10 protein-coding genes and 1 pseudogene are annotated in these 14,755 nt (G+C 62.4%); 10 read left to right on the top strand and 1 reads right to left on the bottom strand.

Annotation, left to right across the window (positions count from 1 at the left end):
* Positions 1-127: 127 nt before the first annotated feature.
* From QEN43_RS10940 to QEN43_RS10900, 9 genes and pseudogenes are all read left to right on the top strand, one after another.
* A pseudogene (locus tag QEN43_RS10940) lies at positions 128-1,016 on the top strand (IS256 family transposase); the annotation flags it as partial.
* A 2-nt stretch (positions 1,017-1,018) separates the two neighbouring features.
* Entirely contained in the window at positions 1,019-1,339 is a 321-nt protein-coding gene (locus QEN43_RS10935; RefSeq protein ID WP_051331934.1) for a DUF3732 domain-containing protein, read from the top strand.
* Between the two features lie 298 nt (positions 1,340-1,637).
* Entirely contained in the window at positions 1,638-2,843 is a 1,206-nt protein-coding gene (locus tag QEN43_RS10930; protein ID WP_026611442.1) for an ATP-binding protein, read from the top strand.
* Between the two features lie 359 nt (positions 2,844-3,202).
* Entirely contained in the window at positions 3,203-4,081 is an 879-nt protein-coding gene (locus QEN43_RS10925) for a WYL domain-containing protein (protein ID WP_317963245.1), read from the top strand.
* Positions 4,082-4,154: 73 nt separating this feature from the next.
* Entirely contained in the window at positions 4,155-4,304 is a 150-nt protein-coding gene (locus tag QEN43_RS10920) for a hypothetical protein (protein WP_178137922.1), read from the top strand.
* A 65-nt stretch (positions 4,305-4,369) separates the two neighbouring features.
* Positions 4,370-7,501, top strand: coding sequence for a helicase-related protein (locus QEN43_RS10915; protein ID WP_317963244.1), 3,132 nt, complete (start codon positions 4,370-4,372; stop codon positions 7,499-7,501).
* Complete coding sequence (locus tag QEN43_RS10910; RefSeq protein ID WP_317963243.1) at positions 7,498-8,253, top strand: DUF4391 domain-containing protein; 756 nt, start codon at positions 7,498-7,500, stop codon at positions 8,251-8,253. Before QEN43_RS10915 ends, QEN43_RS10910 begins: the two co-directional genes overlap by 4 nt.
* Before the next feature lie 14 nt (positions 8,254-8,267).
* On the top strand, positions 8,268-10,253 hold the full coding sequence (locus QEN43_RS10905) for a site-specific DNA-methyltransferase (RefSeq protein ID WP_317963242.1): 1,986 nt from the start codon (positions 8,268-8,270) through the stop codon (positions 10,251-10,253).
* 12 nt (positions 10,254-10,265) lie between these two features.
* Positions 10,266-13,265 carry a type III restriction-modification system endonuclease gene (locus tag QEN43_RS10900; protein ID WP_317963241.1) on the top strand — a complete coding sequence of 1,000 codons (3,000 nt, stop codon included), beginning with the start codon at positions 10,266-10,268 and terminating at the stop codon, positions 13,263-13,265.
* Here the strand turns inward: QEN43_RS10900 and QEN43_RS21780 are convergent.
* Positions 13,243-13,587, bottom strand: a complete 345-nt coding sequence (locus QEN43_RS21780) for an integrase core domain-containing protein (RefSeq protein ID WP_396661413.1) — start codon at positions 13,585-13,587, stop codon at positions 13,243-13,245. The genes QEN43_RS10900 and QEN43_RS21780 overlap by 23 nt on opposite strands.
* Between QEN43_RS21780 and QEN43_RS10890 the strand changes: the two genes are divergently transcribed.
* Positions 13,531-14,730, top strand: coding sequence for an IS256 family transposase (locus tag QEN43_RS10890; RefSeq protein ID WP_317963240.1), 1,200 nt, complete (start codon positions 13,531-13,533; stop codon positions 14,728-14,730). The two genes, QEN43_RS21780 and QEN43_RS10890, sit on opposite strands and share 57 nt — an antisense overlap.
* Positions 14,731-14,755: the final 25 nt, after the last annotated feature.

Below are 14,755 nucleotides of genomic sequence, written 5' to 3'. Positions count from 1 at the left end.
CCCTACTCCAATAATGAAGGAACCTTGCGTGCGGTGGTTGGGAGAGATCCCCGAGCACAGAGAAACTCAAAAGCTGAAATCTGCAGTGGCCTTCTCGAGCGAAGGAAAGTGTTCTACCTCCGGCGCCCAGAGCCTTGAGGAGTTATTGCCGTGGTTGTACTTGAAAGGGATCTCGACCGGGGATGTTCAGGAGGCGCTGACGGTGCTGTTAGGGCGGGAGGCGCCCGGATTGTCGGCGAGTACGATCAGCCGCTTGAAAAGAGGCGTGGAAGGACGAGCATCAGCGTTGGTCGCGGCGGGATTTGTCGAACCGGCGTTATGTGTATCTCTGGGTAGATGGCATTCATTTCGGGGTACGGCTGGAGGATGCGGCGCAGTGCATTCTGGTGGTGATTGGTGCTACGGCGGACGGCAAGAAGGAGTTGCTGGCGTTGGCTGATGGCTATCGGGAGAGCGAACCGTCCTGGCGCGAGGTGCTGTTGGATCTCAAAGCCCGGGGTCTCACCCTTGATCCGCACCTAGCCATCGGCGATGGCGCCTTAGGCTTCTGGAAAGCCTTACCGCAGGTGTACGGGACCACCCGTGGCCAACGCTGTTGGGTCCATAAGACGGCGAATGTGCTCAATAAGCTGCCCAAGAGCCAACAGCCCAAAGCCAAAGCGGCGCTGCACGAGATCTGGATGGCCGCCACCCGGCAGGAAGCGGAGAACGCGTTCGATCATTTCGTCGAGGTGTATCGGCCCAAGTATCTCAAGGCGGTGGCGTGCTTGGAAAAGGATCGGGACGCGCTGTTGGCGTTCTACGCTTTTCCGGCGGAGCATTGGATTCACCTAAGGACCACCAATCCGATCGAATCCACCTTTGCCACGGTGAGGCTCAGAACCGCTAAAACGCGAGGCTGCGTGTCACGGAGAAGTATTCTCGCGATGGTGTTCATGCTGGTGAAAAGCGCTGAGCGACACTGGCGGAAACTGAATGGGGTTCCGCGGTCGGTTTTCACCTTATTGCACACCTAGCATTGCATCAATGGTTTGTGCAGCGTTCACGACCTGTACCTCGCTTTATCTTCTTTGACCAACCTTCACAGGTGTACTTCCCAGCTGATAAAGACATCGCTGACGGCTCAATGGATCAAGTACCAGATGACGATCGTCAACGTGTCGTTCAAATGTTCAGTTTGATTTTCCAAGCAGTCGAACAGGTCGAACCGTCTCTACAAGTAATCATCGTGGAGCATGCTGATCTCAATGAGCAGTGGTATCGCGAGGCCATCGTAGAGCGTTGGCGCGGCGGCATGAAGCTGGTGCCTGACGATTGGCCGAGGGTTGACCAACCATGACCGCACTCTTCATAGAATCCGTCGTCGAAATCGCCACCTTTGGCTGTCTCTAGGTGTTGTGCTACACGGTGAAGCACCGTCCGAGAACACAGCAGGCGAATCGGCCGCTGAGCGCAGTACTCAGAATTGTCGGGACGTTAATTGACGTAGTTCTCGAAAACCGGCTGTGCCAGGCGCTTGTCCGGCTCAACCCGGCTTTCCGGCTGCAGTGCTCGCTGCGGCCGTGCTTCCCAATGCCGCAGGTTGTGACCAATAATGCTTTGACATTTGCTCAAAGTACTGAGTATTTTTACTCAGTATGTTGAGTAAATCGTTAACCCCGTATCAGCGTCCCCAGGCCCAGGTCCTGCGGCAAAGGCTGGCCGAGCCACGGCGCTTCATTCAGGTCGTCGCTGGTCCGCGGCAGGTAGGCAAGACCACTCTCGTGCAGCAGGTGATTGAGGAGGCCGGCATCCTGGCTCACTTCGCCAGCGCCGACGAGCCAACGCTGAAGGGAGCGGAGTGGATCGCCGCTCAGTGGGAGGCGGCTCGGCTGATGGCTGGTGGTGAGGGTGCCGTCCTCGTGCTCGACGAGGTGCAGAAGATCCCCGGCTGGTCGGAGACAGTGAAGCGGCTTTGGGATGAGGATACGCGCAAACGTGTGAACCTGCGGGTTGTTTTGCTCGGTTCGGCACCTCTGCTGATTCAGCGGGGGCTTACTGAGAGCCTTGCGGGTCGCTTCGAAGTGATTCGGTTGCCTCATTGGTCCTTCGCGGAGATGGAGGCGGCTTTCGGCTGGTCAGTGGACGAGTACATTTTCTACGGGGCCTATCCCGGTGCGGCGCCTCTCATCGACGAGCCGGAGCGGTGGCGCGCTTACATCCTTGATTCGCTGATCGAGACCACCATTTCCCGTGACGTGCTGCTACTTGCGCGCGTAGACAAGCCGGCACTGCTGCGACGTCTGTTCGAGCTCGGCTGCCGCTACTCGGGGCAGATTCTGTCCTACAACAAGATGCTCGGGCAGCTCCAGGACGCGGGGAACACTACCACGCTGGCGCATTATCTCGACTTGCTGGCCGGTGCGGGGATGTTGGTCGGCTTGCCCAAGTTCGCGGGCGAAGTGGTGCGCAGCCGTGGGTCGAGCCCGAAGCTGCAGGTGCTCAATACCGCGCTGTTCTCGGCCTTGAGCGGCCGAACCTTCGAAGAGGCGCGGACCGATCGCGAGTACTGGGGCAGGCTGGCAGAATCGGCAGTAGGCGCGCATCTCGCTAACGGGGCGTCCGTTGGTGCCTGTGAGCTTTTCTACTGGCGGGAGCGCAATCATGAAGTGGATTTTGTGGTCCGCCGCGGACAACAGGTGACCGCCATCGAGGTCAAGACCGGGAAGCCGCGCGATGCCCGCAGCGGCCTGCAGGCCTTCGCCGAGGCGTTCGGCGAGGTACGTCCTCTGATCGTGGGCGAGGGCGGCATTCCCGTGGACGAGTTTTTGCGCAGACCCGTGGAATACTGGGTAAGTTCGTGAGCGCTTTCAACGCATTCTTCCTTGAAGACGCCGCCCGAGCCTGAGTCAGGGCACCGAGATTCGCGTCCTGATTACGACGAACACGGCGCTCATTGGCTCGGGCAACGTGGGGCGCGAAGCGGCATGCTCGGTGCTAGCCCCTGAGACCACTCGAACATCAATAAGAACTTGGATACCATATAAATCAATGTATTAGAACGCCATCAAGCACCAAATACCATGAAAAATACCATGATTCGCTGACTGCGCCACGCCCCCCTCGCGGCGATGGCCCCCGCCGCACCCATCCTCTCTTCACAAACCAACCAGAAACTGGTCGAATACAATTCCGATGTGGGTCATGATACTGGGGTGCAAGGGTGGGGACAACGCAAGGCAGCGTTCGGTGGGGCATTGAGCGCCGGCTCGAATTCATTGAGTTCCGGCTGTTCTGGGAAGGCCATGTCAACCGCGGCGACCTGATGGCCGCCTTCGGGATCTCGATCAACCAGGCATCCACCGACCTGAACCGCTACCTCGGCATGGCGCCGGGCAACATGGTCTACGACAAGAGCGCCCGCACCTACGTCCGGGGCGACTGCTTCGAGCCCCTGTTTCTGAAACCGGGCCCGGCCAGCTACCTGTCCCAATTGCGGTCGATCTCCGACGGCATCGTCACGCAGGAGGAAACTTGGATCGGCCAGATGCCGGCCTTCGATACGGTCCCCAGCCCTGTCCGTGGCATCGATGCCCACACGCTGCGCCGGGTCATCGAAGCGATCCGTACCAGGCAGGCGCTGGAAGTCGAGTACCAGTCCCTTTCCAACCCTGCCCCACGCTGGCGCTGGATCGCGCCGCATGCCATCGCGTTCGACGGTTTCCGCTGGCATGCCCGGGCGTACTGCTTCACCGACGGCTGTTTCAAGGACTTCCTGCTGGCGCGCATCCTCGGCACCCGGGACAGCCGCCCCAGCGATATCGACGACAGCCAGGATGCCGACTGGCACACGCACGTCACGCTGAAGATCGGTCCGCACCCGGGCCTGTCCGACGCGCAGAAGAAGGTGGTGGCGCTCGACTATGGCATGCGCGACGGCAAGGCCAGCATCACCGTCCGCAAGGCGCTGCTTTACTACACGCTTAAACGTCTCGGTCTGGATACCGACCCCGCTGCCAGGAAGCCTTCGGACCAGCAGATTGCTCTGCTAAATCAGGAGGGGATCAGTATGTCCGGGCACTCCCCTCCTTCGCCATCCTGAGGAGAACAGGCACTTGCGGCTTCACGATTTCCAAAGACATTCGCCTGCACGTACAGCACGACAAGAAACTCAAATGGGCCAACCGAAAAAGAACAGCAACCAAAGCTCAGCCGCCACCGTCGGCTATGAAGCCGCGCACTGGTACATGACCGACACGCTGCACGGCTCGACGGACTCCGCCGGTCAGTCCGGCGAAGGCAACATCCGGAACGCAACCCGATGAGACTTGTCCGCAACACTGGAAGCGACCGCGTTGTCGACATCGTCCGGCCACACCTTGGCGATGGCATGTCCATCGACGCGGTGTCTCCGGCTCTCTCCATATTCGGTTTCGGCGAGCTGATCGACAGTCTGAATCGTGGCCCCGCCTGTCGGTTGGTGTTGCCGGCGGGCCTCGACGGCCACGCTCTTATTGGCACGGCCAATGAGCGTACCGCCCGCAATCAGCTGCAGACGCGATGGCTTGCGGCCCGTCTACTCCGGTGGCTCAATGACAACGTGACCGTGCGTTTGGCCGGAGGCAGCGTCCCCCAGGGAACGCTCGTGTTGCGCGACCGATCCGGAGCCCCCGTGCAAGCCCTGCTCGGAGCCGTTGGGCTCACGTCTGAAGGACTTGGCCTGGTTCCCGGGAACCCGCTGAACCTGATCCAGGCATCGGAATCAGCCGACGAAGCTGGGATGCTCGCCCAATGGTTCGAGAGCCAATGGGCGATTCTTCCCGACACGCGCGCGGCGAAGGACGAACTGCTGCGTCACATTACGGCGCTCGCCAGCCATCGGGACCCGCACCTGATCTACGCACTGGTGTTGCACCATCTCTTCTCCAGTCGCGGCGACGCACTCGACGAAGAGCAGGTCATCAAGTCGGCAACAGGCATACGGAATACCGTCGTCTGGAAGAAGCTCTACAAGTTCCAGCGCGATGGCGTGGTCGGCGCGATCGACAAGTTGAACCGCTTCGGCGGCTGCATCATCGCGGATAGTGTCGGCTTGGGGAAGACCTTCGAGGCCCTCGCGATCATTAAGTACTACGAGTTGCGCAACGACCGGGTGCTCGTGCTCTGCCCCAAGCGGCTGCGGGACAACTGGACGCTGTACAAGTCCAATGACCGGCGCAACGTCCTCGCTTCCGACCGCTTCAACTACGATGTCCTGAACCACACCGACCTCTCGCGTGATCGCGGGATGTCTGGAGACATCGACCTCGCGCACGTCAACTGGGGCAACTACGACCTCGTCGTCATCGACGAGTCGCACAACTTCCGCAACAAGAAGACCCCACAGGCCGGCGGTGAGACCCGCTACGACCGCCTGATGCGCAAGATCATCCGCGAGGGCGTGAAGACGCGCGTGCTGATGCTTTCGGCCACGCCCGTTAACAACCGCATGGCCGACCTGCGCAACCAGATCGTGTTCGCGACGGAGGGCGACGATACGGCGCTGCTGGAACACGGCATCGGCAGCATCGACAGCACCACGCGCCTGGCGCAGAAGCAGTTCAACCGCTGGCTCGAACTGCCTGAGGCCGAGCGCACGCCGGCGAAACTGGTGGAGATGCTGGGGTTCGACTACTTCACTTTGCTCGACCTGCTGACCATCGCCCGGTCCCGAAAACACATTGCGAAGTACTATGGCGTCACGGAGACCGGCCGGTTCCCCGAACGTCTCAAGCCTATCAACATCAAGGCCGACGTCGATCTTCGTGGCACGTTTCCTCCGATTCGCGACATCAACCTCGAAATCCGTCGCCTGAACCTCGCTGCCTACGCACCGTTGCGGTACGTGCTGCCCCACAAACAGGACGCCTACGACAGGAAATACAGCACCGAGGTTAAGGGCGGCACGGGCTTCTTCCGCCAGGTGGACCGCGAGGAAAGCCTCATTCACCTCCTCCGCGTGAACATCCTCAAGCGGATGGAGAGCTCCGTTGTGTCTTTTGCCCTGACCGTCGAACGCCAACTACGGGATGTCGAAGACACCCTGCGCCACATCGAGGCCCAGGTCGAGGAGCTGGAAGAGATCGACATCGAGGATGTCGACATCGAGGACCCGGCCTTCGAGAGCCTGCTGGTCGGGCGCAAGGTCAAGGTGCTGCTGTCGGATGTGGATATAGTGCGCTGGAAACAGGACCTGATCGAGGACCGCAACCGGCTTGCGACACTCCTCGCCGCTGCCCGCGAGATCAGCCCAGAACGGGATGCCAAGCTGGCCGCCCTGCGCGAAGTCATCACGAACAAGCACCGCCAACCCATCAACCAAGGCAACCGCAAAGTCATCATCTTCACCGCCTTCGCCGACACCGCGACCTACCTGTTCGACCAGCTCGCACCTTGGGCAAGGGAAACGCTGGGGGTGGAGAGTGCGCTGGTCACCGGCACGGGCAGCAACAAAACCACCCTCCCGAAGCTGCGCCGCGACCTCGGCTCCATCCTCACCGCTTTCTCGCCGCGTTCCAAAGAACGCCCCGAGGAGTTGGCGAGCGAGGGTGACATCGACCTGCTCATCGCCACGGACTGCATCTCCGAAGGGCAGAACCTCCAGGACTGCGATTGGCTTATAAACTACGACATCCACTGGAATCCCGTCCGAATCATCCAGCGCTTCGGGCGCATCGACCGCATCGGATCACCCAACGAGCGCATCCAGCTCGTGAACTTCTGGCCCAACATGGAGCTGGAGGAGTACATCAACCTCGAACAGCGGGTCAGCGGACGCATGGTGCTGCTCGACATCTCGGCCACGGGCGAGGAGAACCTGATCGAGCAGCAGTCCGGCAACCCGATGAACGACCTGGAGTACCGGCGCAAGCAGCTGCTCAAGCTCCAGGACGCGGTGATCGATCTCGAGGACCTGTCGACCGGCGTCTCTATTGCCGACCTGACATTGACCGATTTCCGGATCGACCTTGCGGAGTATCGCAAGGTGCATCCGGGGGTTCTGGAATCGGTGCCGCTCGGGGCATTCGCCGTCACGACGACGAGCGAGGCGGAGATCCCGCCCGGCATCGTGTTCTGCCTGCGTGCGGAGGGAGCGGCCGCCGCTCGCTTGCCGGAGGAAGGCTATCCCCTCGCGCCGCATTATCTGGTGCATGTCGCGGATGATGGAGCGGTACTGCTGGCATACCCGCAGGCCAAGCATATTCTCGACCGGTTGAAGCGTCTCTGCGTCGGGCGGGACCTGCCCGACGCCGGCGCCTGCGCCCGCTTCGACAAGGCGACGAAGAACGGCCAGGACATGCGCCACCCGCAGAAGCTGCTGGCGGCAGCCGTCTCCTCCGTGGTTGGCAAGAGCGAGGAGCGCGCCGTGGCCAGTCTGTTCACGCCAGGAGGCACCCACGCCCTGACGGGTGAGTTTGCCGGCATCGACGACTTCGAGGTGGTGGCCTGGCTGGTCATCCTGCCGGATCAGGAGACGGAATGACCGCTGAGGATGTCATCGCCGCGCTCGACCTCCCCGCCGCCGCACGCGTGGATCGTCGTGTGCCCAAGACGCTGCTGGTGGAGCATGGCGCGCCGACAGCGGCCGACCGCCGCCAGGTCAACGAGGGCATCGAGCACATCCAGTGGGTGGCCGCGCTGAAGCCGACCACCATTGGCGTTGCCGCCTTTCGCGATGATGCGCGTGAGTACCTGGAAATCGCTGTCGTGCACGTCGCGCTGCGAGAGAAGGCCAAGACGCAGCGGCTGGTGGAGCTTCTGCACCGGGCGATCCCCTATCCGGTGCTCGCCGTGACCGAACAGCGCGAGTCGGTTGCGCTGTCCGTCGCACACAAGCGTTGGTCGCAGGCGGAGGCCCAGAAGACCGTCCTCGACGGCGAACCCGTCACGGTGGCGGCGCCTCACGGGTGCGAGCCCTATGCAGGCGCGTTCGCGGCGGCGCTGGCGCTGGGCCGCCAACCACAGGCATCGCTGCACGCTCTCTACCAGGGCTGGCTCGATACCCTGCTGACCCTGCAAGCCGCCAGGGTGTCGGGCGTTTTCAGTATCCTGCCCGACGCCGACCGGCGCGCCGCCCGCCGGGATGCCCTCGTCGAGTGCGCGCGGCTGGACGTCGAGATCGCGCGCCTGCGCGCGGCGGCGAAGAAGGAAAAGCAGATGGCGCGGCAGGTCGCGCTCAACCAGGAACTCAAGCGCGCCGAGGCGGCCCGTGCTGCGGCGCTTGCCCGTTTATGAAGACCGAGATGACGATGAAGAAATTGACCCTGAACGATCCCGAAACCCGCTCGCTTGATGGCGTCGCCGAGAACATTCGGCGGCTGAAGGCGCTCTTCCCGGAGCTCGTGACCGAGGGGCCGAATGGCGCCGCGGTGAACGTGGACGTGCTCAAGGCGCTGGTGGGTGACGCCACCGTCACCGACGCCGACGAGAAGTACGGTCTCAACTGGCACGGAAAGCGGCGCGCACGTCAACTCGCGCTCACGCCCTCGACCGGTACGCTGCGTCCCTGCCCGGAGGACAGCGTGGACTGGGACACCACCCAGAACCTGATGATCGAGGGCGACAACCTGGAGGTGCTGAAGCTTCTGCAGAAGAGCTACGCGGGCAAGGTGAAGCTCATCTACATCGACCCGCCCTACAACACGGGGAAGGACTTCGTCTATCCCGATGACTACCAGGACAGCATCAAGAACTACCTCGAGCTGACAGGGCAGGTTGAGGGCGGACGGAAGATCAGCACCAACACCGAGGCCAGCGGGCGCTTCCACACGGCCTGGCTGAACATGATGTACCCGCGGCTCAAGGTGGCGAGGAGCCTCCTTCGCGATGATGGAGCGGTATTCATCAGTATCGACGACACGGAGGCCGACAACCTGAAAAAGATCGGCTGTGAGATCTTTGGCGACGAGGCATTCGTCGGGTTCCTGCCCGTGCTCGTCAATCCGCGTGGACGCCACCTCGACAAGTATATCGCCAAGACACATGACTACCTCGCGGTCTTCGTTAAGGATCCGGAGGTCGATGGAAGCATCGTCGGCATGATTAAGGGTGAGGCCATGACGGAGGAGTACGACAGGGAGGACGAGAGGGGAAAGTATCGCGCACTCGGTCTGCGCAACCGGAATCAGGCGTTCAATCCACGTACCCGCCCAAATCTGTTCTTCCCTCTGTACGTCAATCCGGACACCGGCCGAGTCTCTCTCGTGCAGGACCATGAGTTCACAGAGAAGGTGCTGCCCGTCACACCGGATGGCATCGAAACATGTTGGACTTGGGGTCGAGACAAGGTCGTTGCTGACAACGAGCTGCTGATCGCTGACCGGATGGGCGACGGTACGTGGAGAGTGTTCCGGAAAGACTACCTGATGAACGAGGACGGTGAGAAGGCGTCCACACTCGCCAAGTCGCTGTGGCTAGATAAGGAGTTCAACAATGACTACGGGCGCAAATCCTTGAAGGAGCTGTTGGGAAGTCCGGTCCTTGATTTTCCGAAGTCCCCTTATCTGATCGAACGCATCGTGGCGATCGCATCCCGGTCGTCAGACATCGTCTTGGATTTCTTTGCGGGCGCCGGGACTACTGGCCACGCTGTAATGACCCAGAACCTTGCGGATGGCGGGACGCGGCGCTACGTGCTGGTCCAGTTGCCTGAGCCGCTCGACCCTGAGAACAAAGATCAAAGGGTGGCGGCGGAGTTTTGCGACGGCCTGGGCAAGCCACGCAACATCGCCGAGCTGACCAAGGAACGCCTCCGCCGCGCTGCGAAGAAGATCAAGGACGAGAACCCGACGTACACGGGCGACCTCGGCTTCCGTGTCTTCAAGCTCGATTCCAGTAACATCCGCGCGTGGGAGCCCGACCGCGACAACCTTGAACAGACGCTCCTCGACTCCATGGAGCACATCAAGCCCGATCGCACCGAGACCGATGTGCTGTACGAGCTGCTCCTCAAGCTCGGCCTCGACCTCTGCGTCCCCATCGAGACACGCACGTTCGCCGGCAAGGAGGTACACTCCGTCGGCGGGGGCGTGCTGATGGCATGCCTCGCGCCAAAGATCGAGCGGGCCGAAGTGGAAGCGCTGGCGCAGGGCATCGTGGACTGGCACAAGGCGCTCGCGCCCGCCGGCGACACGACTTGCGTCTTCCGCGACAGCGCCTTCGCCGACGACGTGGCCAAGACCAACATGGCCGCGATCCTCGAGCAGCACGGTATCACCAACGTTCGGAGTCTGTGAGTACGCGCGCCCATGAAACTGCACTTCGAACCCGATCTCGACTACCAGCTCCAGGCCATCGAGGCGGTCTGCGACCTGTTTCGAGGGCAGGAAATCTGCCGCACCGAATTCACGGTTACGCGCGACCCTGCAGACACGCAGATGCGCCTTGGCTTCGCGCAAAACGATCTGGGCATCGGCAACCGCCTGACGCTGCTCGACGAGGAACTGCTGGCCAACCTCCAGGCCGTCCAGCTTCGCAACGGCATCGCTCCGTCCGAATCGCTCGCCTCAGGCGACTTCACCGTGGAGATGGAGACCGGCACCGGCAAGACCTACGTCTACCTGCGCACCATCTTCGAGCTGAACAAGCGCTACGGGTTCACCAAGTTCGTGATCGTGGTGCCGTCCATCGCCATCAAGGAAGGCGTCTACAAGTCGCTCCAGATCATGGAGGATCACTTCAGGAGCCTCTACGCGGGCGTGCCCTTCGACTACTTCCTCTACGACTCCGCCAAGCTCGGTCAGGTGCGCAACTTCGCCACCAGCGCACAGATCCAGATCATGGTGGTGACGGTCGGCGCCATTAACAAGAAGGACGTCAACAACCTCTATAAGGACAGCGAGAAGACCGGCGGTGAAAAGCCCATCGACCTGATCAAGGCCACGCGCCCGATCGTGATCGTGGACGAGCCGCAAAGCGTGGACGGCGGGCTCTCGGGCGCGGGCAAGCAGGCACTGGATGCCATGAACCCCCTCTGCACCCTGCGCTACTCGGCCACGCACGTGGACAAGCACCACATGGTCTACCGCCTCGACGCGGTGGACGCCTACGAGCGTCGGCTGGTCAAGCAGATCGAGGTCGCGTCGGCAACGGTGGAAGACGCCCACAACAAGCCGTACGTGCGCCTGCTGTCGGTCAGCAATAAACGCGGCAGCATCAGCGCCAAGGTGGAGCTGGATGTGGAGACAGCCACCGGCGTGCAGCGCCGCGAGGTCACCGTGTACGACGGCGACGACCTGGAGCAGACGACCCGCCGTCCCATCTACCGCGACTGTCGCATCGGCGAGATCTGCGTTGCCAAAGGAAATGAGTTCCTCGAGCTTCGGGTGCCCGGCGGGGAGCAGTACCTGCGCCCGGGCCAGGCATGGGGTGACGTTGATCCGCTGGCCGTTCAGCGCGAAATGATCCGCCGCACCATCAAGGAACATCTGGACAAGGAGAAGCGCCTGCGCCCGCTCGGGATCAAGGTGCTGTCCCTGTTCTTCATCGACGAAGTCGCGAAGTACAGGCAGTACGACGACGACGGCAATCCGGTCAAAGGCGTATACGCGCGCCTCTTCGAGGAGGAGTACAAGCGCCTCGCGAACCATCCCGACTACCGGACGCTATTCCAGGAAGTAGACCTGAGCCACGCCGCCGAGGAGGTTCACGAGGGGTACTTTTCCATCGACAAGAAGTCCAAGCGCGCGGTGGATACGACCGAGAGCAATCAAGCCGGTCGCGAGGCGGCGGAGCAGGCGTACAACCTGATCATGAAGGACAAGGAAAGACTCCTCTCCTTCGACACCCCGCTCAAGTTCATCTTCTCCCACTCGGCGCTGCGCGAGGGCTGGGACAACCCGAACGTGTTCCAGATCTGCACGCTGCGCGACATCAGGACGGAGCGCGAGCGGCGGCAGACCATCGGCCGGGGGCTGCGGCTTTGCGTGAACCAGGATGGCCAGCGCGTTCGCGGGTTCGATGTCAACACGTTGACCGTGATCGCGACCGAAAGCTACGAACAATTCGCCGAGAACCTGCAGAAGGAGATCGAGGCCGAGACCGGCATCCGGTTCGGCATCCTGGAAGCGCACCACTTCGTGGCCGTGAAGGTTACCTCTGAGAGCGGCGAGATGACGCCACTGGGGCTCGAGAAATCGAAGGCGCTCTGGGAGCATCTCAGGTCGGCCGGGTATATCGACGCCCGCGGCAAGGTTCAGGAGTCCCTGAAACAGGCGCTGGCCAACGGCCATATCGAGCTGCCGGATGAGTTCCGTCCGCACCATGCCCAGATCGCCGACATCATCGCGAAGGTCGCCGGTCGCTTCGAGATCAAAAACGCCGACGAACGCCGGCCGGTGCGGCCGCGCCAGGCCATCCTCCACAGTCCGGAGTTCAAGGCGCTGTGGGACCGGATCAAGGACAAGACCACCTACCGGGTCGAATTCGACAACGAGAAGCTGGTCGAGGCGTGCATCAAGGCGCTGCGCGACGCGCCGCCGCTTCCGAAAACGCGGTTGCAGTGGCGAAAGGCAGATATCGCCATCGGCAAGGGCGGCGTGGAAGCGACCGAGCGTGGCGGCGCACAAACGGTGGTCCTGGACGAAACAGACATCGAGCTTCCCGACTTGCTCACCCAGCTCCAGGACCGCACGCAGCTCACGCGTCGCACCATCTGCCGTGTCCTCACCGGCAGCGGGAGATTGGATGACTTCAAGCGGAACCCGCAGGCCTTCATCGAGCTGGCCGCCGAGGCGATCAATCGATGCAAGCGGCTGGCGATCGTGGACGGGATCAAGTACCAACGGCTCGGCGATGAGTACTACTACGCGCAGGAGCTGTTCGAACAGGAAGAGCTGACCGGCTACATCAGGAACATGCTCACCGAGACCAGGAAGTCCGTATTCGAGAGTGTTGTTTACGACTCCGGCACGGAAGCCGCATTTGCGGACGGCCTCGAGAAAAACGAGGCGGTCAAGGTCTACGCCAAGCTTCCCGGCTGGTTCAAGGTACCGACGCCGCTCGGGTCGTACAACCCGGACTGGGCAGTGCTGGTGGAGAAGGATGGCGCCGAGCGGCTCTACCTCGTGGTCGAGACCAAGAGCAGCCTGTTCACGGACGATCTGGGCGACAAGGAGAGCGCGAAGATCGAATGCGGGAAGGCGCACTTCAAGGCATTGGAGGTTCGAGAGACACCGGCTCGATATGTGGTGGCCCGAACCGTTGATGACATCGTAAGCTTCCCCGTCAAGCAGGCATTTCAAAAGTAGAACTTCCGGCGACGCGTTGGCGGTACTCGGCCGGGGTCAGATCGCCGAGCGAATCGTGGGGACGCTCCTCGTTGTACTCGAGCATCCACCAGTACGCGGCCTCGCGCACGTCGTCGAGGCGGGTGAACAGGTGCTGGTGGTAACGTCCTGAATTGTGCGCACACTTGAAAAGGCAGCTCGTCCGCTGGAAGGTGTTGGTGTGTAGACAACCCTTACCAGACAGGAGAGCTGCATGGACAGCGTAACAGAAGCGGCGCAGGAAGGAATGGGCGAGGCCTTGACGGCGGCGTTCTCGGTGGACGTCGAGAAGGTGCGTGGGCACCTGGACCAGGTGGTGCGGGCCAGCGTGGAGCAGACGCTCAATGCCCTGCTGGACGCCGAGGCCGAGCGGGTGTGCCAGGCCGGGCGCTACGAGCGGAGCCCCGAGCGGCAGGACACGCGGGCTGGCAGCTATGAGCGGAAGCTGCAGACCAAGGCCGGGGAAGTGACCTTGAAGGTGCCGCGCCTGCGGAAGCTGCCCTTGGAGACGGCGATCATCGAACGCTACCGGCGGCGGGAGAGCAGCGTCGAGGAGGCGCTGATCGAGATGTACCTGGCCGGGGTGAGCGTGCGGCGGGTGGAGGACATCACCGAGGCCCTGTGGGGCACGCGGGTGAGCCCCTCCACGGTCAGCGAGCTGAACCAGAAGATCTACGGCCAGATCGAGGCGTGGCGGAACCGGCCGATCGAAGGCGAGCATGCCTACGTGTACCTGGACGGGATCTGGCTGAAGCGTTCCTGGGGCGGAGAGGTCAAGAACGTGGCGGTGCTGGTGGCGATCGGGGTGAATCAGGAGGGTTTCCGGGAGATCCTGGGCGTGGCCGAGGGGGCCAGGGAGGATGCCGAGAGCTGGCGGACGTTCCTGCGGCACCTGAAAGAGCGGGGGCTCAAAGGCGTGCGGCTGTTCATCAGTGACAAGTGCCTGGGGCTGGTGGAGGCATTGGGCGAGTTCTACCCCGAGGCGGCGTGGCAGCGGTGCGTGGCGCACTTTTACCGCAACGTGCTGAGCGTGACGCCCAAGGGCAGGGCCAGAGCCGTGGCGGCGATGCTGAAGGCCATCCACGCCCAGGAGGACCGGGAGAGTGCCCGGCAGAAGGCTGAGGCGGTGGTGGCGAAGCTGGAGGCGATGAAGCTGCCCAAGGCGGCGCAGGTCGTGCGGGAGGGGATAGAGCAGACGCTGAGCCACATGGCGTTCCCGCGTGAGCACTGGCGGTGCCTGCGGACCAACAACCCCTTGGAGCGGCTGAACCGGGAGATCCGGCGGCGGACGCGGGTGGTGGGGGCGTTCCCCGACGGCACCTCGGCGTTGATGTTGGTGGCGGCGCGGCTGCGGCACATTGCCGGCACACGCTGGGGCCTGCGGCGGTACTTGGACATGGGTCGGCTGGGGGCGTCGGCCGAGATCGAACCGGAAGCGGCCGCGTGAGCCGCGTCGCCTGCTCCTGAGGCCT

The organism is Methylocaldum szegediense (assembly GCF_949769195.1).
GTDB classification, from domain to species: domain Bacteria; phylum Pseudomonadota; class Gammaproteobacteria; order Methylococcales; family Methylococcaceae; genus Methylocaldum; species Methylocaldum szegediense.
This window is presented reverse-complemented; position numbering and strand designations above follow the sequence as displayed.